Annotated in this window: 13 protein-coding genes; 5 read left to right on the top strand and 8 right to left on the bottom strand. The window is 63.0% G+C overall.

Annotated elements, in window-relative coordinates:
* The first annotated feature begins 2 nt into the window (after positions 1-2).
* A complete protein-coding gene (locus ABIE49_RS00965; protein ID WP_192736035.1) occupies positions 3-1,727 on the top strand; it encodes a DGQHR domain-containing protein in 1,725 nt (574 codons plus the stop codon).
* A 390-nt stretch (positions 1,728-2,117) separates the two neighbouring features.
* On the opposite strand, the gene ABIE49_RS00960 is transcribed toward ABIE49_RS00965, so the two are convergent.
* A complete protein-coding gene (locus ABIE49_RS00960) occupies positions 2,118-2,690 on the bottom strand; it encodes a hypothetical protein (RefSeq protein WP_192736034.1) in 573 nt (190 codons plus the stop codon).
* 343 nt (positions 2,691-3,033) lie between these two features.
* On the opposite strand from ABIE49_RS00960, the gene glmS reads away from it, so the two are divergent.
* Entirely contained in the window at positions 3,034-4,860 is a 1,827-nt protein-coding gene (gene glmS, locus ABIE49_RS00955; protein ID WP_192736033.1) for a glutamine--fructose-6-phosphate transaminase (isomerizing), read from the top strand.
* Positions 4,861-4,957: 97 nt separating this feature from the next.
* Positions 4,958-5,740 carry a DUF502 domain-containing protein gene (locus ABIE49_RS00950; protein WP_192736032.1) on the top strand — a complete coding sequence of 261 codons (783 nt, stop codon included), beginning with the start codon at positions 4,958-4,960 and terminating at the stop codon, positions 5,738-5,740.
* Positions 5,741-5,871: 131 nt separating this feature from the next.
* Here the strand turns inward: ABIE49_RS00950 and recG are convergent, their stop codons facing one another.
* The 4 genes from recG to ABIE49_RS00930 all read right to left on the bottom strand — a co-directional run bounded on the left by recG (position 5,872) and on the right by ABIE49_RS00930 (position 10,320).
* Positions 5,872-7,980, bottom strand: coding sequence for an ATP-dependent DNA helicase RecG (gene recG / locus ABIE49_RS00945; RefSeq protein ID WP_192736031.1), 2,109 nt, complete (start codon positions 7,978-7,980; stop codon positions 5,872-5,874).
* A 177-nt stretch (positions 7,981-8,157) separates the two neighbouring features.
* Positions 8,158-8,781: a peptide chain release factor H gene (gene prfH / locus ABIE49_RS00940; protein ID WP_192736030.1), complete on the bottom strand. Its 624-nt coding sequence runs from the start codon at positions 8,779-8,781 to the stop codon at positions 8,158-8,160.
* Positions 8,778-9,971: an RNA ligase RtcB family protein gene (locus ABIE49_RS00935; RefSeq protein WP_192736029.1), complete on the bottom strand. Its 1,194-nt coding sequence runs from the start codon at positions 9,969-9,971 to the stop codon at positions 8,778-8,780. Before ABIE49_RS00935 ends, prfH begins: the two co-directional genes overlap by 4 nt.
* Positions 9,972-10,146: 175 nt before the next feature.
* Positions 10,147-10,320 (bottom strand): hypothetical protein, encoded by a 174-nt coding sequence (locus ABIE49_RS00930; RefSeq protein ID WP_192736028.1) that lies wholly within the window; start codon positions 10,318-10,320, stop codon positions 10,147-10,149.
* Between the two features lie 59 nt (positions 10,321-10,379).
* Between ABIE49_RS00930 and ABIE49_RS00925 the strand changes: the two genes are divergently transcribed.
* Positions 10,380-10,670, top strand: a complete 291-nt coding sequence (locus tag ABIE49_RS00925) for an FAD assembly factor SdhE (protein WP_192736027.1) — start codon at positions 10,380-10,382, stop codon at positions 10,668-10,670.
* A complete protein-coding gene (mfd, locus tag ABIE49_RS00920; RefSeq protein ID WP_192736026.1) occupies positions 10,667-14,185 on the top strand; it encodes a transcription-repair coupling factor in 3,519 nt (1,172 codons plus the stop codon). The genes ABIE49_RS00925 and mfd overlap by 4 nt, the downstream gene beginning before the upstream one ends.
* Before the next feature lie 137 nt (positions 14,186-14,322).
* Here mfd and ABIE49_RS00915 read toward each other — a convergent pair whose 3' ends face one another.
* From ABIE49_RS00915 to ABIE49_RS00905, 3 genes are all read right to left on the bottom strand, one after another.
* Complete coding sequence (locus ABIE49_RS00915; protein ID WP_192736025.1) at positions 14,323-15,549, bottom strand: GGDEF domain-containing protein; 1,227 nt, start codon at positions 15,547-15,549, stop codon at positions 14,323-14,325.
* A gap of 91 nt (positions 15,550-15,640) precedes the next feature.
* Positions 15,641-17,146, bottom strand: a complete 1,506-nt coding sequence (locus ABIE49_RS00910; RefSeq protein ID WP_192736024.1) for an AMP-binding protein — start codon at positions 17,144-17,146, stop codon at positions 15,641-15,643.
* A 22-nt stretch (positions 17,147-17,168) separates the two neighbouring features.
* Entirely contained in the window at positions 17,169-19,001 is a 1,833-nt protein-coding gene (locus ABIE49_RS00905; RefSeq protein ID WP_192736023.1) for an extracellular solute-binding protein, read from the bottom strand.
* Positions 19,002-19,214 lie beyond the last annotated feature (213 nt).

Below are 19,214 nucleotides of genomic sequence, written 5' to 3'. Positions count from 1 at the left end.
TCATGGTCAAAATCGCAAAAAAGAAGAAGAAAAAGAAAAAGGTAAAACTTTCAGCGGCCGAGCGAGAGCAACGTCGGCTCAAACAGACGCATTTTCGCGAGGTGCGTTCGATCTTCACAACGTGTGAGTTTGAACGGGTTCCTTCCGCGTCGGACAAGGAGATCGAGTATCAAGGTACGAAGAGCGATTTCGATGACATATTTCTCCTTGAGAATATTGTCATCGTCAGCGAGTGCACCGTTTTAACGAGCGGCATCTCGGACCATCTGAAAAAGAAGAAGGTTCTTTACGACAAGATCAACGACGACATTCCCGCATTCTTGGCTTACATGGATGCAAAGTTTCCAGAATTTAAGGCGGCAAAAAACCCAAAGTATCAGCCCCACCATTTTCAATTAGTGATCGTTTATTGCTCGCGATATCCGATTACAAGCGAATTGAAGGCCGAGGTGCCCGGCGTCACATATCTTGACTATCACATCGTTCAATATTTCAAATCGATCACGGACCGGGTCAAAAAATCTGCGCGATATGAGCTCTTCAAATTTCTAGGCCTTTCGCAAAATCAAATCGGAGCGAACTCTATCTCGCCCGTGATGTCCACGGTCTACCATAAGGGCTCGGTCCTGCCGGAGGGGCAATCTCATTTTCCTCCGGGGTACAAAGTAGTTTCCTTTTACGTTGCGCCAGCAGTACTCTTGGAGCGCTGTTACGTCTTGCGAAAAGACGGATGGGGCGATGAGGACGGGCTGTATCAAAGAATGATCAGCCGAGCGAAGATTGAGGCCATCCGAAAATATTTGCTCGGCGAGAAGCGCGTATTCATTAATAACATCATTGTCACCCTGCCCAGCAATACACAGCTAACGAATGACGAGGGTCAAACCATTGATCCTTCGAAAATCACGCAGACGCAGCCGGGAACTATTCAGCTTCCATCCGAATATAATTCGATCGGCTTGATTGATGGTCAGCATCGAGTGTTTTCATACCATGAGGGCGGCAAAGACGAAGCCGCAATTAGCCTCCTAAGAATTCAACAGAATTTGTTGGTAACCGGCGTCATCTATCCGCAGGGCATTTCAAAAACAGATCGCGCGAAATTTGAGGCGACTCTGTTTTTAGAAATCAACGCAACGCAAACCAATGCACGATCTGAGCTGAAGCAGGCGATCGGTGTCCTCCTCAAGCCCTTCTCGCAAGACTCAATCGCCAGGCAGATTGTAAACTTCCTCAATGATAAGAGTGCGCTGGGTGGACATTTCGAACGATATTTCTTTGACAAAGGAAAAATCAAAACGACAACCATTGTCAGTTACGGCGTGAAGCCACTGATCAAGCTGAGTGGCGTGGACACGCTGTTCAAGGCTTGGAAGGACCCTAACAAGCAGACATTGATCGATGATCCAAATGAACAATTGGCGCAAGCTTACATTCAGTTCTGTTCGAACGAGATCAATACTTTCATTTCTGCAATAAAGTCGAATGTGGACGCTAACCGCTGGACGGCCGATCAGAAGGTGACGGGCCGGATGCTAACGACGACAACCATAAATGGATTTATAGTTTGCCTTCGATTGCTTATCGAACATCAGAAGCTGCACGCATTTGAGTGGTACAGAACGAAATTCAACGCCAAAGACCTCAACAAATTTCAGTTCTCAAAGTACAAATCGAGTCAGTATGGAAGCCTCGGACAAGACCTTTACGATGCTTATTTTAAGTAATGGCTTTTTGCAGACTAGTCCGTGACTTCCTGATGTGCAGGAGCGCGCGCTCTGGGCTCGGCGACAGCAGGCTTGCTACTTTGCTTGCGCCTCGGCTGCTTCGTGGGTTGGGAGGCCGATGCCTTAGAAACCTCACCTTCGCCACGAGGTCAGGCACCCGCTTTGGATCGCTTCGTGAGATATCTTGGACACATAAGAACGCGAGAGCTTTCCCAATGACGGAAAGCCACTCTGGATCAAGCTCATTGGGCAAGAATCACCTTTACCGTTCTGGTGGTGCGAGTCACCTGCGACAATCGCTCATATGAAATACAATGAGTTTCAGCCGGCAGGAGTTAATAAAATCGGGTTATCCCGTACCGCACGGCGCAATCCACAGACCGCGAGGTATCAGGAGCCAGGATCTTTCTGGGCTGCTTCCTGTCGTCGTTTGGTTCGGGCGGTCAGGTTTGCCCGTTGCCGGGGGTTCTGAACGTACTGGACGGTTCTGTAGGGGTCCAATGTCCACCAATCCGGGGTCAGCGTAACCTTCTTTTGCGCACGGTACCGGGAGGGCATATTCCCGATCTGGGTAAAAACGATCCGGGTCATGATTGCCGAAAATCTGGCGAACATTTCGTCGATCGTATCGCTTTCTTCAACCCGCGTCTTTCCATCGCTCACCAACTTGGCAACTTCGTCGAACCATTCGTCGTCAGCGATGTGAACGGTCGATTTAACCGACAACGCGACCGCATCGAGAATTCGGCAGCATTGCTTGCGCCACTCGGCCATCGACGCAGACATTTTGACTTTCATGAACTCGTCGTTGCCAAACAGCTCTTCGATGACGCCTTTCATTGCATAGAAGTGGGACAGGCCATGCCTGATGCCCGCTTCTTCGCGCGTTAGCTTGCGTCTTGGTTTCGGCTTGATAGATATGGGCTCAACGATCGTTCGGGTTATGACGATTTTGGCAGCCATGATTCTCAACCTTGGGAAGCTAGATTATACTCCTGGTTGAGATGGTAAGAAGAGCGCGCGTATGGCTATTATCTAAACGGCGCACCGTTTCTGTGACCACGCTTCCCAAGCGCGCTTGAGCAGCTAGAGGTTCTGGTCGTCGATGAACAACCAGTGCCATTTACCTGCGAGTCATACGCGCGGCGGGCCGGCCAGGGCGCCAGCCTATTCACTTCGTTAAGCTTTCCGCTTAAGACTGTCTCAATCCGCAATAATTATTGAGTAGGTGGGCGGCGGCGTTTCCCGTTAAGGGAACGTGGCGTTGCTTCGGCAAATTTTCGACGATTTGGGGATATTAAACCGCATGTGCGGCATTGTCGGCATTCTCGGACACGCTCCGGTCGCGGAGCAGTTGGTGGATTCGCTCAAACGCCTGGAATATCGCGGCTATGATTCGGCCGGCGTCGCCACGCTGGAAGGCGACCATCTGGCGCGGCGCCGCGCCGAGGGCAAACTGAAAAACCTCGAAAAGCGGCTGGAGGCCGAACCGCTCGCCGGCCACACCGGGATCGGGCATACCCGCTGGGCCACCCATGGCCGGCCGACCGAAAACAACGCGCACCCGCATGCGACCGAACGTGTCGCCGTGGTCCATAACGGCATCATCGAGAATTTTCGCGAACTCCGCGAGGCGCTGGAGAAAAAGGGCGCGGTCTTCAAGACCGAAACCGATACCGAGATCGTGCTGCATCTGGTCGACAATCTGCTCGGCCAGGGCGTCGGTCCCGTGGAAGCGGTGAAGGCGGCGCTCTCGCAGCTGCGCGGCGCGTTCGCGCTCGGCTTCATCTTCGCCGGCGACAATGATCTGATGATCGGCGCCCGCAACGGCCCGCCGCTGGCGATCGGTCACGGCGACGGCGAAATGTATCTGGGGTCGGACGCGATTGCGCTGGGGCCGCTGACCAATACTGTCAGCTATCTCGAGGACGGCGACTGGGTGGTGCTGACGCGCAAGGGCGCCACCATCTACGACAAGGACAATGCGATCGTCCATCGCGACGCGATCAAACACACGGCGTCGAGTTCGCTGGTCGACAAGGCGAACTACCGCCACTTCATGGCCAAGGAAATCCACGAGCAGCCCGAAGTCGTCGGCCATACGCTGGCGCGTTACGTCGACATGGTGACCGACCGCGTGATGCTGCCGGTGACGCTGCCGTTCGATTTCAGGGGTGTGCAGCGCATCGCGATCGTCGCTTGCGGCACCGCGAGCTATGCCGGCCATATCGCCAAATACTGGTTCGAGCGGCTCGCCCGCGTGCCGGTCGAGGTCGATGTCGCCTCGGAATTCCGCTACCGCGAGGCGCCGCTGCGCAAGGGCGATCTGGCGATCTTCATCTCGCAATCGGGCGAGACCGCCGACACGCTGGCGGCGCTGCGCTATGCCAAATCGCAAGGCGTGCACACACTGTCCGTGGTCAACGTGGCAACTTCCACGATCGCGCGCGAGAGCGAAACCGTGCTGCAGACGCTGGCGGGGCCGGAGATCGGCGTCGCCTCGACCAAGGCGTTCACCTGCCAGCTGATGGTACTGGCGGCGCTCGCCGTCGCCGCCGGCAAGGCGCGCGGCGAATTGTCCGACGAGGACGAGACCAAGCTGGTCCATGGCCTCGTCGAAGTTCCCCGCCTGATGGCCGCGGCGCTGACGACCGAACCGCAGATTGAAAAACTCGCGCGCGACATCGCCAAATGCCGCGACGTGCTCTATCTCGGCCGCGGCACCAGCTATCCGCTGGCGTTGGAAGGCGCGCTGAAGCTGAAGGAAATCTCCTACATCCACGCCGAGGGCTATGCCGCCGGCGAGCTCAAGCACGGCCCGATCGCGCTGATCGACGAGAACATGCCGGTCGTGGTGATCGCGCCGCATGACCGGGTGTTCGAAAAGACCGTCTCCAACATGCAGGAGGTCGCCGCCCGCGGCGGCAACATCATCCTGATGACGGATGCCAAGGGGGCTGCGGAAGCGACCATCGAATCCCTGGTCACCATCGTGCTGCCTGACATGGCTGCGACCTTTACGCCCATGGTCTATGCGGTCCCGGTGCAGCTTTTGGCCTACCATACCGCCGTGGTGATGGGCACCGACGTCGATCAGCCGCGAAATCTGGCCAAATCGGTCACGGTCGAATAGCCGCAGGGGCATGCTTGCCGGCATCTCGGGCCTTCAAAAACCTGCTAGGATGGCTTAGCTGGAACAAGACCGGCTGCCCCCGCGACCTGGAACCGCAATGAATCCCCAAGATCTGCCCCCGTCCGACCCGGCCGACGTCCCGCCGGAAGCCCCTCGCGGGCTAATGGCCCGTTTCCGCAACTATTTCCTCACCGGCCTCGTGGTCGCCGGACCGATCGCGATTACTTTTTACCTGACCTGGTGGTTCGTCACCTGGGTCGACGGCCTGGTGCGGCCGTTCGTGCCCATTACCTACCGGCCGGAAACCTATCTGCCGTTCGGGCTGCCGGGTTCCGGGCTGGTCATCGCCGTGGTGGCGCTGACGCTGCTCGGCTTCCTGACCGCGAACCTGATCGGGCGAACGCTGGTCGATCTTGGCGAACGACTGCTCGGCCGCATTCCGGCGGTGCGCGCGATCTATCGCGGCGTCAAGCAGGTGTTCGAGACCTTGTTCTCGGGGAAGGGGTCGAGCTTCCGCCGCGTCGGCCTGGTCGAGTTTCCCTCGCCGGGGATGTGGTCGATCGTGCTGATCTCGCAATCGCCGAGCGTGGAGATCTCCAGTCGCCTTCCCAGCAATGACGAGCACATTTCGGTGTTCCTGCCGTGCGCGCCGAACCCGACCACGGGGTTCTTCTTCTACGTGCCGAAGAGCAAGATCCTCGAAATCGACATGAGCGCCGAAGACGCCGCAACCCTGATCATGTCCTGCGGCGTGGTGCAGCCGGGCTCCGATCCGCAAAAGAAGATCGCGGCACTGGCCGCGACCGCGCAGGCCGCGCAAGCAGCGCGTGCCGCCAACGCCGCGAATGCAGGCACGCTGCAGCCGGCGAAGGTGGAGTAGGGCACCGCGCCAAGCCCACAGTCCTCATCCTGAGGAGCGGCCTCTTGGCCGCGTCTCGAAGGATGGGCGGCGGCACCGTGGCCTCGTGGTTCGAGACGCCGCTTCGCGGCTCCTCACCATGAGGAGAACAGCTACCCCGCCCCGATCAGCGGTATCGCTTCATCCCGCTCGTACAAATACAGCAAGCACCGCAGCGCTTCGCCGCGGTCGCCTTTGAGCTTCGGATTGTCCTTCATGATCCGCAGCGCTTCGTCGCGGGCCTGGGTGATGAGCTGGCCGTGGACTTCGGAGCGCGCGATGCGGTAGCCGGGCAGGCCGCTTTGCCGGATGCCGAGCACGTCGCCTTCGCCGCGCAGTTTCAGGTCTTCCTCGGCGATCCGAAAACCGTCCGACGTTTCGCGGATCACTTTCAGCCGCGCGGTAGACATCTCGTTGAGCGGCTCCTTGTAGAGCAACAGGCAGGTGGAGGCTTCCGAACCGCGGCCGATGCGGCCGCGCAATTGATGCAATTGGGCGAGGCCAAAGCGCTCGGCATTTTCGATCACCATGATCGACGCGGCGGGGACGTCGACGCCGACTTCGACCACGGTGGTCGCGACCAGAAGACCGATCTCGTGGGCGGCGAACTGCGCCATCACGCGGTCCTTTTCAGTGCCCTTCATCTGGCCGTGGACGAGCCCGACGCGGTCCCCAAAACGTTGCTGCAGCCGCTCGAAGCGCTCGGTGGCGTTGGTGAGGTGCTCGATGCCCTCGGCCTCGGATTCCTCCACCAGCGGACAGATCCAGTAGACCAGCTTGCCGGCCTTGAGCGCGCGGCCGACGCCGTCGATGACTTCGTCGAGCCGGCTGTTGGGGACGGTGCGGGTATCGATCGGCTGCCGGCCGGCCGGCTTTTCGCGCAGTTCCGAGACGTCCATGTCGCCGAAATAGGTCAGCACCAGCGTGCGCGGGATCGGCGTCGCGCTCAGCACCAGCACATCGACAGCGTCGCCCTTGTTGGTGAGCGCGAGGCGTTCGCGCACGCCAAAACGATGCTGCTCGTCGACCACGGCGAGCGCCAGCGACTTGAAGATCACGTCGTCCTGGATCAGCGCGTGGGTGCCGACCAGGAAATCGATCTCGCCGGCTTCCAGCTGCGCCAGGATTTCCCGCCGCTCCTTGCCCTTTTCGCGCCCCGTGAGGATCGCCACCCGCATCCCAGCGCGCTCTGCGAGCGGCGTGATGGTCTTGATGTGCTGGCGCGCCAAAATTTCGGTCGGCGCCATCAGCGCGGCCTGCTTGCCGGCCTCGGTTACGGCGGCGGCCGCGAGCAGGGCGACCACCGTCTTGCCGGATCCGACGTCGCCCTGTAGCAGCCGCAGCATCCGCACCGGCTGGCGCAGATCCTCGGTGATGGCGGCGACCGCGTCGCGCTGCGACGCCGTCAGCGCATAAGGCAAAGCGTCGATGATCCTGCTGCGCAGCTGGCCGTCGCCGGCATGGCGGTCGCCGGCCGGCCGGCGCAGTTGCGCGCGCACCAGCGCCAGCGCCAGTTGACCCGCCAAAAGTTCATCGAAGGCGAGTCGCGACCAGAACGGGCCATCGGGGAGGATGTCCGTCAGCTCGACCGGGATATGGATCCGGGTGAACGCTTCCCGGATGGGCGGGAAGTGGCAGCGGCGGACGACTTCCGGACTGATCCATTCGGGCAGTTCAGGGAGTTTCTGCAGCGCCTGGGCCACCGCGCGGCGCAGCGAACCGAGGGCGAGGCCTTCGGTCAGGGGATAGACCGGATCGATGCCGGTCAGCTTCGCGAACGCCGCTTCATCGACGATGTTGGTGGGGTGCACGATCTGGGGAATCCCGTCGTACATCTGCAAGGTGCCCGACACGTAGCGCTTCTCGCCTACGGGAAGCAGTTTTTCGACATAACCGGGTTTGGCGCGGAAGAACGTCAGCACCACGTCGCCGGTGTCGTCGCTGGCGTAGACGAGGTAGGGCGCGCGCGAATTGCGCGGCGGTGGCGGCCGATGGCGATCGACGGTGACCTCCAGTGTCACCACGGTTCCCTGCACGGCTTCACGGATTTTTGGCCGCGCGCGGCGATCGATCACGCTGGCCGGCAGATGCAGCAGCAGATCGACCAGCCGCGGCGTCTCGCTGCGGCCGAGCAGATAACGCAGCAACTTGTCCTGCTTCGGCCCGACGCCAGCAAGCGTCGTGACCGGAGCAAACAGCGGATTGAGCAGAGGAGGGCGCATTTACTGGTCCGTCATGCGCGGGCTTGACCCGCGCATCCATCATTCTTTGAAATGAATCTTACGAAGCAGATGGATTGCCGGGTCAAGCCCGGCAATGACGAATTCTTCGAGCATGAAGGGCTGACGTTCTCCCGAACGGACCCCGCCTGGCACGTCCACGGCTTTTTTGGTGTCGGACTACGATGCCTGAAACGCGCTGCCCTTGAACCGCTTGACCGGGCTGCCGCGCTCGAGGCGATCATGCGCGGCGTGCGCATCATTCCGGGCCGTGATCGCTTCGAGCTCGCCCTGCAGCCTGATCAGTGCCGCAATCCGCTCCAAACCCAGCGCCTTGTTCCGATGCTGCGAGCGTTCCTCACGCGCCACGACGGAAAGTCCAGTTGCGATGTGGATGGCACGCGCGGCGCTCTCGGTCTTGTTCTGATGCTGGCCGCCGGGGCCGCCGGCCCGGAAGGCTTCAAAGCGAACGTCGTGCGCGGCCAGCGCTTTCGGCGCTTCGGGCGGCGCCGGAAGTTCGAAAACGCCAATGAACCAGTTTTTGCGCTTGTGATGCGGCCGCAGCGGGCTTTGCGCCACCCACTGGATCGAACCGATCCAAGGCCGTGCGAAGGCCGCGGCGGCGTCGCCGTGGATCACCGTTATCGCCGACGCCGGACCATGCCCGTCCGGATTCGGCCCGTTCACGCAATCGGTATCAAGACCGAGCGCGGTCGCTTCGGCGGTGAGCGTCGCGAACGCCTTTGCGAGCGCGATCCGGCATTCCGCCGGACCGCGTCCGCTGGTGAGGAGAAGCCGGATCATCGGCGATCCTCCTTCCAGGATTTTTCGCGCTTGCCGCTGCTCAGCGCGACGCTGGATTGCGCCTTCTTGAACGTCACCAGCGGCCGGAACGTCGCCACCACGCGCGCCAGGCCGAACTCGACGAGGTCGGCGATCACGCGGTCGATGTTCTTGTAGGCCTCCGGCGCCTCTTCCACGAGCAGGCCGCGATCCCCGCAGACGACGATGCCGCCATAGGGATTGCGCTCCAGCCGTGCCACGTCGGATTTCTTGCCCCGCACGCGGCCGTGCATGGATGCGCGGTCGTATTTGCGCCCCGCACCATGCGCGAGCGAAGCGAGCGCCTCGGTCTGCATCGCCGCCAGCGGCTCCACCAGATAGGACAGCGTCCCCCGCGATCCCGGCACCGGCACCAGCCCGCGATCGGAAGCCGCCGCGCCCTTCCGGTGCAGCGCCATGACCTCGCCATCGGTCGAGCTCTGACGCTCGACCATGTTGTGGGCCAGATCGTTGACAGGACGCAGTTCCGCACGCGCAGCCACTGCGGCCCGCTCGGCGATGATACGACGGTTGAGCTTCGCCCATCGCACGGCGTGATCATGCGCGTCCATGTAAGATCCGCCGTCGTCACTCGCGGGATCGAGCGCTGCTTGCCCGTTCGACAGCACGCGCTCCAGGATCGAGTAACCGAGGCCCCGCGAGCCGGAATGGACCAGGACAAAGGCCTGATCCCGGTCCAATCCCGCCTGCGCGGCCGTCTCCGGCGCAAGGATTTCCTCGATGGCCTGGATCTCGCAGAAATGGTTGCCGCCGCCGATGCTGCCGAGCGAAGCATCGAACGGCGTGGCGTCAAGACCGGCGTCGGCCAGGACTCCGGCGACATCGCCGTCCCAGGGTTGATCGAGCGGGCTCAAGCGCTCGGCCAGCTGGTCGAGCCGCAGCTTGCGGGCTGCGATGTCGAGCGCAAACAACCCCATGCCGCAGCCGATGTCGGACCCAACCAGCTGCGGATGAATCCGGTCGGCCAGAATGGCGCAACCTACGGGACCATATTTGCCGGGATGCAGATCCGGCATCGCGGCGACCGCCCGGACTCCAGCCAGGCCAGCGACCTGTTCGAGTTGAAGCGTGGCATTGCCCTCGATCCAGGATTTGGACGAGGCGAAGACATGGATCGGCGCACGGCCGTCCATCTTGGGAGAAGTGCCCATTTGAAAGCTTTCAGAAAGATTTGGGTTAGTCGACGCGCACAGCGCAGCTCTCGCTGACTTGAGCGCGTGATTTCCCAAGCGGCGCGGCTGACGCACGCGCCCTTAGGCGATGCCCTCGACGGGGCGGCGAGACAACGTCATCGAGCCTTCTCCCTGTTGATCGTGCCAAAATCGGTCACTGATCGCGCAGACACATACCGGCGAAACGCAAAAGCTGCAAGTCCGCCGCGACCTCCTGTTGTCGCACGCCAGAGGCGCGAGGTTCACATGCATCAAGTTCACTTGAATTTTCACTTGGATTTTCATTTGGATTTGCGCTTGAAACGCTACTGACATTCGCTGCGGCCATGGCTATATCAAGCCCGCCCGGCACGTCCGGGCTTTTGGCGTTCGGATGGGAATGGGACAATGACGGGTTCGACACGATCGAGCGGTGGCCTCGATGACCGCCGCAAGCGGCTTTTGTTTCGCTGCTGGCATCGCGGCACCCGTGAGATGGATCTCATCCTTGGGCGCTTTGCCGATGCGGAGATCGCTGATCTGTCTGATGGCGACATGGCCGAACTGGAACGGCTGCTCGAGGTGCCCGATCCCGATCTCTATGCCGCGCTGACCGGCGAAAAGCCGCTCGATCCCGAATACGCCAGCGCGCTGTTCGATCGCATCAAGGCGCGTCGCGCCGTGGACCACGACGCATGAAGTCTCCAGTCAAGTCGCCCGCCGCGCTATTGGCCCCCGGCCGCGCGCTGACCTTTGCCAATGTCGCCGAGGGCGCGGAAGGGCTGGTCGTTGCTGACCTCGCACGCGCGGTCGCTGCCAAGCCGAAGCCGCCGGCGGTAAGCCTTGCGGTGGTGTGCCGCGACGGCCCCCGTATGCAGCAACTGGCGCGGGCGCTGGAATTCTTTGCGCCCGATCTGCCGGTCATGCAGTTTCCGGCCTGGGACTGTCAGCCCTATGACCGGGTATCGCCGCATGGCGGCGTCCTGGCGCAGCGCCTCACCACGCTGGCGCGGCTGTCGCGGCTTCAAGGCAGCGACAAGCCGCTGATCGTGCTGACCACGGTGAACGCCGTCGTCCAGCGCGTTCCGGCGCGCGAGGTGGTGGCGGCGCAGGCGCTGTCGGTCGCGCCCGGCCACGTCGTGCCGATGGACTCCATCGTCGCCTGGCTGGAGCATAATGGCTACAACCGCTCCTCGACCGTGCGCGAGCCCGGCGAATACGCCGTGCGCGGCGGCATTCTCGACCTCTTTCCGGCCGGGCTCGACCAGCCGGTGCGGTTCGATTTCTTCGGCGACAGTTTGGAATCGATCCGCACGTTCGACGCCGAAACCCAGCGCACGCTGCTCGACATGCGCGCGCTCGATCTGGTGCCGGTCTCCGAATTCCAGCTGGTCACCGAAACCATCCGCCGCTTCCGCATGGGCTATGTCGCGACCTTCGGCGCGCCTCAGCGCGACGATCTGCTCTATGAAGCAGTCAGCGAAGGCCGCCGTCATCCCGGCATGGAACACTGGCTGCCGCTGTTCCAGGAGCGGATGGACACGCTGTTCGACTATCTCGACGGCGCGCCGGTCGCGATCGAACCTCAGGGCGAGGACGCCGCGCGGGAACGCTTCAAGCAGATCGCGGACTATTACGAGGCAAGGCGCGAGGCGCTGGAGCATCCCGGGAGCGGCGCGATCTACAAGCCGCTGCCGCCCGATCGGCTGTATTTGACCGAAACGGAATGGACGACACGATTGGAAGAAGCCGCGCTGGCGCGGCTGACGCCGTTCGCGGTGCCCGACGGCAGTTCTGACGTGTTCGATGCCGGCGCCCGGCAGGGTCGCAACTTCACGCCGGAGCGTGCCGACAGCTCGGTCAACGTGTTCGAAGCCGTCGTCGCCCATGTGCTGGCGTTGCAGGCGCAGCGCAAGAAGGTGGTGGTCACGCTGTGGAGCGAAGGCTCTCGCGACCGCATGGGCAGCATGCTGCGCGACCACAAGCTGCTCAACCTCACCAGCGTCAACACCTGGCGCACGGTGCAGGCGACGCCACGCAACGAGGCCATGCTGGCGGTGGTCGGGATGGAATCCGGTTTCGAGACCGACGACGTCGCGGTCATCAGCGAACAGGATATTCTCGGCGACCGCCTGGTGCGGCCGCGCAAGGCGAGCCGCAAACTCGACAATTTCATCTCTGAAGTCACGAGCCTCGCCGCCGGCGACCTCGTGGTGCATGTCGAGCACGGCATCGGCCGTTTCATCGGGCTGCAGACGCTGGAGGTCTCCGGCGCGCCGCATGATTGCCTCGAGCTGCATTACGCGGCCGAGACAAAGCTGTTCCTCCCCGTCGAGAACATCGAGCTGCTGTCGCGCTACGGCTCCGACCACGCCAATGTCGAACTGGACCGGCTTGGCGGCGGCGGCTGGCAGGCACGCAAGGCAAAACTCAAGAACCGCATCCGCGAGATCGCGGGCGAACTGATCAAGATCGCGGCCGAACGGCATCTGCATGAAGCGCCGAAAATGCCGGTGCAGGCGCATGTCTATGACGAGTTCTGCGCACGCTTCCCCTATGAAGAGACCGAGGACCAGCTTGGCGCCATCACGTCCACGCTGAAGGACCTCGAAAGCGGCCGGCCAATGGACCGGCTGATCTGTGGCGACGTCGGCTTCGGCAAGACCGAGGTGGCGCTGCGCGCCGCCTTTGCGGTCGCGCTCGACGGCAAGCAGGTCGCCGTGGTGGTGCCGACCACGCTGCTGGCGCGGCAGCACAGCAAGACCTTTACCGAACGTTTTCGTGGCTTTCCCGTCAATGTCGCGCAAGCCTCGCGGCTGGTGGCGGCGAAGGAACTGACGCAGGTCAAGAAGGGACTTTCGGAAGGCAATGTCGACATCGTGGTCGGCACCCATGCGCTGCTCGGCAAGGCGATCAAGTTCAGGGATCTCGGCCTCCTGATCGTCGACGAGGAACAGCACTTCGGCGTCAGCCACAAGGAACGGCTGAAGCAATTGCGCGCACAGGTCCACGTGCTGACGTTGAGCGCGACGCCGATCCCACGCACGCTGCAGCTGGCGCTGACCGGCGTGCGCGATCTCTCGATCATTGCGTCACCGCCGGTGGATCGCCTCGCGGTGCGCACCTTCGTGGCGCCGCACGATCCGCTGATGATCCGCGAGGCGCTGCTGCGCGAGCGCTACCGCGGCGGGCAGGCGTTTTATGTCGTGCCGCGCATCGAGGACCTCGCCGGCGTAAAAGACTTCCTCGACAAGAACGTCCCGGAAATGAAGGTTGCGGTCGCGCATGGCCAGATGCCGCCGACCGTGATCGAAGACATCATGTCGGCGTTCTACGACGGCAAATACGACATCCTGCTCTCGACCACGATCATCGAATCCGGGCTCGACATTCCCTCTGCCAATACGCTGATCGTGCACCGTGCCGACATGTTCGGCCTGGCGCAGCTCTATCAGCTGCGCGGCCGGGTGGGGCGCTCGAAACTGCGCGCCTATGCGCTGTTCACGCTGCCGGCGCAGCAGAAGATCACCGGACAGGCCGAGCGGCGGCTCAAGGTGCTGCAATCGCTGGAGACACTGGGCGCCGGCTTCCAGCTTGCTTCCCACGATCTCGACATCCGCGGCGCCGGCAACCTGCTCGGCGAGGAACAGTCCGGTCACATCAAGGAAGTCGGCTTCGAGCTTTATCAATCGATGCTGGAAGAGGCGATCCTCAACCTCAAGGCCGGCGTGGTCGAGCCCGCGGCCGACCGCTGGTCGCCGCAGATCACCATCGGCATGCCCGTGCTGATTCCGGAGGATTACGTCAACGACCTCGCGGTGCGGCTGTCGCTGTACCGCCGGCTTGCCGATCTCGAGACCGACGAGGAGATCGACAATTTCGCCGCCGAAATGCGCGACCGTTTCGGCGTGCTGCCGGACGAGGTGCGCTATCTGTTCAAGGTCGCCGCGATCAAGGCCTATTGCCGAAGGGCCAATGTCGAGAAGGTCGATGCCGGACCGAAGGGCGCCGTCATCAGCTTCCGCGACAACAAGTTCGCGCAGCCGGACCGGCTGGTGTTCTTCATCCGCCAGCACGGCCAGGCCGCGAAAGTGCGGCCCGACATGAAGGTGGTGTTCCTGCAGGTATGGAAAACGCCGGAAGAACGGCTTATGGGCACGACCGAGATTTTGCGGCAGCTCGCCAATCTCGCGGAGAACAAGAAGGCGGCGTAGGCGCCCGTACCGTCTTCGTCATTGCCTGCGACAAACGCAAGGCGTTTGCGCAAGGGAGCACTTGCGACGAAGCAATCCACCCCTCCGTTATGCCGCGCTATAGATTGCTTCGCTTCGCTCGCAATGACGGAAGCGGCCTAAGACGCGGCGCGATGGGCCTCTTCGCCGAGGCGTGCGAGCAGCGCCTTTGCGGAATCCTTCGACTCCAGCGTCGCGACCGTCACGGTTGGTTCTGCGCGCGTGTCGCGCTTGCCATGGCTGGTGTGGCGCATGACGCTGGACAGCCGCCGCGCGATCGTGTGCGCGGTCTTGAGGTCGGTCTCGGCGAAGGCGACCACGACCGATCCGTCATCGCAAACGGCGCCAAAGTCCATCTGCCGCATCAGCCGGCTGATGATGCGCGCGCCGTCGAACTGGGCGCGGGGGTGCGCGGGATCGAATGCGAAGCGCGCGACCGACAGGCCGCCGCCGCGTTGCTGGGTCTGGTAGACGGCGCTGGCGAAGTCGCGCTCGAAGGCGCCTGGCGTGAGCAGGCCGGTGCGGGCGTCGATCAAACCCTCGGCGTCGATCGAGCGCAGGGTCCGGCTCAGATGCGCTTCAAAGGCATGCTGGCGGATCAGCGGCAGCGCGGTCGCCACCATCTGTGCGGACTCGCCCAAGAGGATTTCGAGGTTCGGCAATTCATAGGCCGGCAACAGATCGCCTGACGTCACCACGACAGGCAGATGGCGGAAGCGGGCGTCTTCCGCCAGCACGGTCAGGAACGCATCGACCACGCGCGGGCTAAAGCCTTCGCTGAGCACGATGCCGTCGATGTCGCGCGTATTCAGATGTTTCGCCGCGGCTTCGATGCTCAGCGCGCCGACCACGCCGGTTTGCTCGCCGAGCGAGACCGACAGCGTCGGGTAGGCGCCGCCGCGGCCGACCAGCAGCACGGTAGCATCCCGGAAGGTGTCAATATCAGACAGCGCGATCCGGGTGGCCGGTACCAGCCGGCGCATCACGGTCGCGTGCAGCGAGCGGACACGCAGCGCCGCGCGCAGGCGCGCGACGAGGCGGCTGGAATCCCCCTGGCTCTGGAAAAACGGAATGGCGTTCTCAGGCAACGTTCCCTGCGGATCGACCGCGATCAGCGGCAGATAGGGTTGGTGGGCCGCGATCGGCGCGGCGAGTGCGGCAAGCGTGGCCTGATCGACGTCGGACGTCGCGGCCAAGACCGCGGCCGGCTGCAGCTGTTCGACCGCGCGACCTGCGTCCGCCCATTCGGCCTCGACGACCGGAAACAGCTTTGCGACATCGAGCGCTGCGGCGAACGACGGCCGCCTTGCGGTCGATACGACGAGGATCGGGCCTTGCTGGGACATCTGACAACTCGGATCAAGCGCGCGACGTATGAGAGCGCGATCCTAGTTTGCCGGGCTTAATGTGGCGTCAACGCAAGCCGCGAGATTGCGTTCAGGTGGAGTTGGCCCGGTCGCGAAACGCTTCGACCATCAACGGGTTAAGCCCGAGTTCCGTCAGCGCGTCGCGGGCGCGGGCGTTGTCCTGGGCGCGGCCGGCAAGCCGATGGCCGCTAAGGCGATCCGGCAATGCCGTGAGCAGCGCGCCTTGCCCGAGGCGACGCGCCCATTCCTGCAGGTCCTGCGCCAGGAAGCGGTAGCCGCCAACCGCCATGATGCCGGACGGCGGCGCGGTAATATTGATGGCGCCGGTCGAGCGGTCGAGCCGCGCGGAATAATCAGTGTCGACGTAATCGCGCGGCGGGGCTGCGATCAGCGAGTCGCTGGGTGGCGGCGGGGGCGCATAGGCCGCGACCGGGATCATCGGTCCGCGCAGTCCCAGGGTGCCCCGCGGCGTCAGCAGGATGTCGCCCGCGATCGAGGAGCCCGGAAGTTCGCGCGGCGCGCCATGCGGTCCTGACTTGATCAGGGCCGGCGAACCGTCCTCCGCAATCCGGCGCGCCCCGAACAAACCGACTTCGCCGAACAGATAGACGTCGGTCAGCGTCGCCTGCTGGGCCGACCAGGACGCGCTCGACATCACCTGTTCCGGCGCGCGCCACAAGCCGATGACGTTGCGCAGGGAGGGCAGGCTGCCCGCGAGGCCGAGTTCGTCCAGCCGCAGCGCCAGTTGGGCCGGGGCAATCAGCGTGTCGCAGGCATGCTCGTTGACCTGCTGCTCCAGCACTTCTTCGTCGAACGGATGGTGCAACACCAGCGTTCCGCCCGACAGCAGCCACACCGTCAGCGTCGATGCGAGGCCGGCAAACGACATCGGCGAAAACGCCGACAGGATCGTTGCGCCCTGCGGCACGTCGCTTTCGAGCGAGACCGATAGTCCTCCGGCGATCAGGCCGAGATGCGCGCGCGGCACCGGCCGGAAACCGTCCGACGTCAGATCGAACGAGATCAGCGCCGCCTTGCGGCCATCCTGAATGACGGCGCGCGCCGTTGTCGATTCCCGAAGGATCGCGTTGTCGAGCGAGGCCATGCCTTCCGGCAAATCGGTGCCGAAGCCGCAGACATGGCGGATCGAAAACGCTTCGGCCGCGGCATTCATGGCCAGATCCGAATAGACGATGCCGTCGACCTTGCTTGTGGTCACGATCGCCCGCGCCGCGGTGCGGTTGAGCGCCATGGTCAGTTCCGCCTGCCGCCACAGCAAGGGCAGCACGGCGACCACAAGTCCGGCGCGATAGGCGGCCAGAATCGTCAGCGCGAATTCGATGGTGTTCGGCAGCTGGACCGCGACGACGGAGTTGGCCGGCAACCCGGATTCGATGAAATGCGCAGCCAGCGCGGAAATGGCGCGGTCGGCCTGCGCGTAGGTGAGACGCTTCGGCGTCTGCCCGGTGACGCGCTGCTTGTTGGGCGGATCGACCAGCGCCGTCGCATCCGGCTGCCGTGCCAGTGACCGCTTGAACAACGTATCGAGCGTGGGCGAAGCGGCTGGCTGGGTCACGGCGTCACATCGATGGCTTGCGTCATTTGGTTTGCGCGTCCGGTCTGTGCCACCACGTTTCCGGCAGGTAGCCCGTCAAAGCGATGGTTGAAGGCCGTTCTACCCGATTCCATCGCGCGATCCATTGCTCGGCGACGTTAAACAACGGGATAGCGTAGAAGCCCGACATCAGGGTGCGGTCCAGCGCCCGCACCGCCGAGACGAATTCCGGTCGCTCGCGGGCCTCCAGCAGCGCCGCGATCAGGGCGTCGATCGCTGGATCCTTTGCGCCCATGTAGTTCCTTGTGCCTGATATATCGGCGGCCTGGCTGCCCCAATAGAACGACTGCTCATTGCCGGGCGACAGTGACTGGTCCCAGCGGTTCTGCAGCATGTCGAACTCGTAGGCGAGCCGGCGCTGGTCGAATTGCACCGGATCGACCGCGCGCACGCTGGCCTCGATGCCGGCGCGCTTGAGGTCTCTGGCGTAGGCCAGCGCGATCCGTTCCTGATCGCGCGTCGTGACCAGGATCTCGAAGGTGAGGGGTGTTTTGTTGGCGCGCTGGCGCAGCACGGTGCCGTCGAGCGCGTAGCCGGCCTCGGACAGCAGAGCGAGGGCGGCCCGCAGCGCGGCGCGGTCGCGGCCCGAACCGTCAGTGACGGGCAGGCGGAAGCTGCCGTCGAGAATGTCACGCGGAATATGCGCGAGGTAGGGTTTCAACAGTTCGCGCTCGCGTGCATCGGCGGCGCGGCCATAGGCTGATAATTCCGACCCGGCGAAGAAGCCTCCGGCACGCGTATAGAGGCCGAAGAAGTAGTTGCGGTTGATCCATTCGAAATCGAACAGCAGCGTCAGTGCGCGCCGCACCCGGACGTCGGAAAACAATGGGCGGCGGGTGTTGAACACCAAATACTCCGACGGCTGCGGCATCCCCGGCTTGATGGTGTCGCGGATCAGCTCGCCGCTGCGGGCGGCCGGGAAATCATAGCCGTCGTGCCAGCGCAGTGGCTCGGCCTCATTGCGGAAATCATACAGACCGCGCTTGAAGGCTTCGAACTGGCCGTTGGACTCGCGGTAGTAATCGAACCTTATCTCGTCGAAGTTCCACAGGCCCCGGTTCGCCGGCAGGTCACGGCCCCAATAGTCGGGATTGCGCGTCAGCGTGACGCTCGCGCCGGGGCGCACCGCAGTGACGCGATAGGGACCGGAACCGACCGGTCCGGTCATCGTGGTTTCTTCAAAGGTTTCGGGATCGACCGCATGGCGTGGCAATATCGGCATCAGGCCGAGGATCAGCGGCAGTTCACGGTCAGGCGCGCCGCCGAAATCGAACCTGATGGTGAGCGGGTCGGGCGCCGCGGCCTTGGCGACCTTGGCGTAATACTGGCGGTGGTTGGGGCGGCCGCGGTCGCGCAGCAGCGCCCAGGAAAACAGCACGTCGTCGGCCACGACCGGCTTGCCATCCGAGAACCGCGCCCGGGGATCGAGATGGAACGTGACATAGCTTCTGATGTCGTCGGTCTCGACGCTCCTGGCCAGCAGCCCGTAGAGCGTGAAGGCCTCGTCATTGCCGCGGCTCATCAGGCTCTCGACGACAAAGCCCCTGATCTGCTGCAGGGCGAGGCCCCGGACGATGAACGGATTGAGGCTGTCGAAGGTGCCAAGCAGACCCCAGACCAGCCGGCCACCCTTCGGCGCATCCGGATTGGCGTAGGGCATGTGGGCAAAATCGGCCGGCAGGGCCGGCGCGCCATGCATGGAGATCGCATGGCTTTCACCGGCGCGGGCCTTGCCCGCGAGCGCCAACGGCACCAGGCCGAGCGCCAGCACAACGCTGGCGAGAATACCAAGCCGGATACGTCCAAAGGCTAACATCGGCACGCGCGGATTTGATTCGGAATGACACACCAGCGAGCTTTACCATAGGCCTTGACCATAGGCCTTGGTGTCCACCGGGACCGCAGCCAAAGATACTTGTCGGCATTGATCTTTTCGTCTGCCGCTGTATTGAAGGCGTGCAATTGGTCAGGGCGGTGGCGCTGTCACGTATCCGCCTCAATTGACTAGGAGACAGCCGCCCAAACGGCT

The sequence above is a fragment of the Bradyrhizobium sp. OAE829 genome (assembly GCF_040546575.1).
Classification (GTDB): domain Bacteria; phylum Pseudomonadota; class Alphaproteobacteria; order Rhizobiales; family Xanthobacteraceae; genus Bradyrhizobium.
Note: the sequence above shows the minus strand (reverse complement) of the source record. Positions and strands in the feature narration are given on the sequence as shown.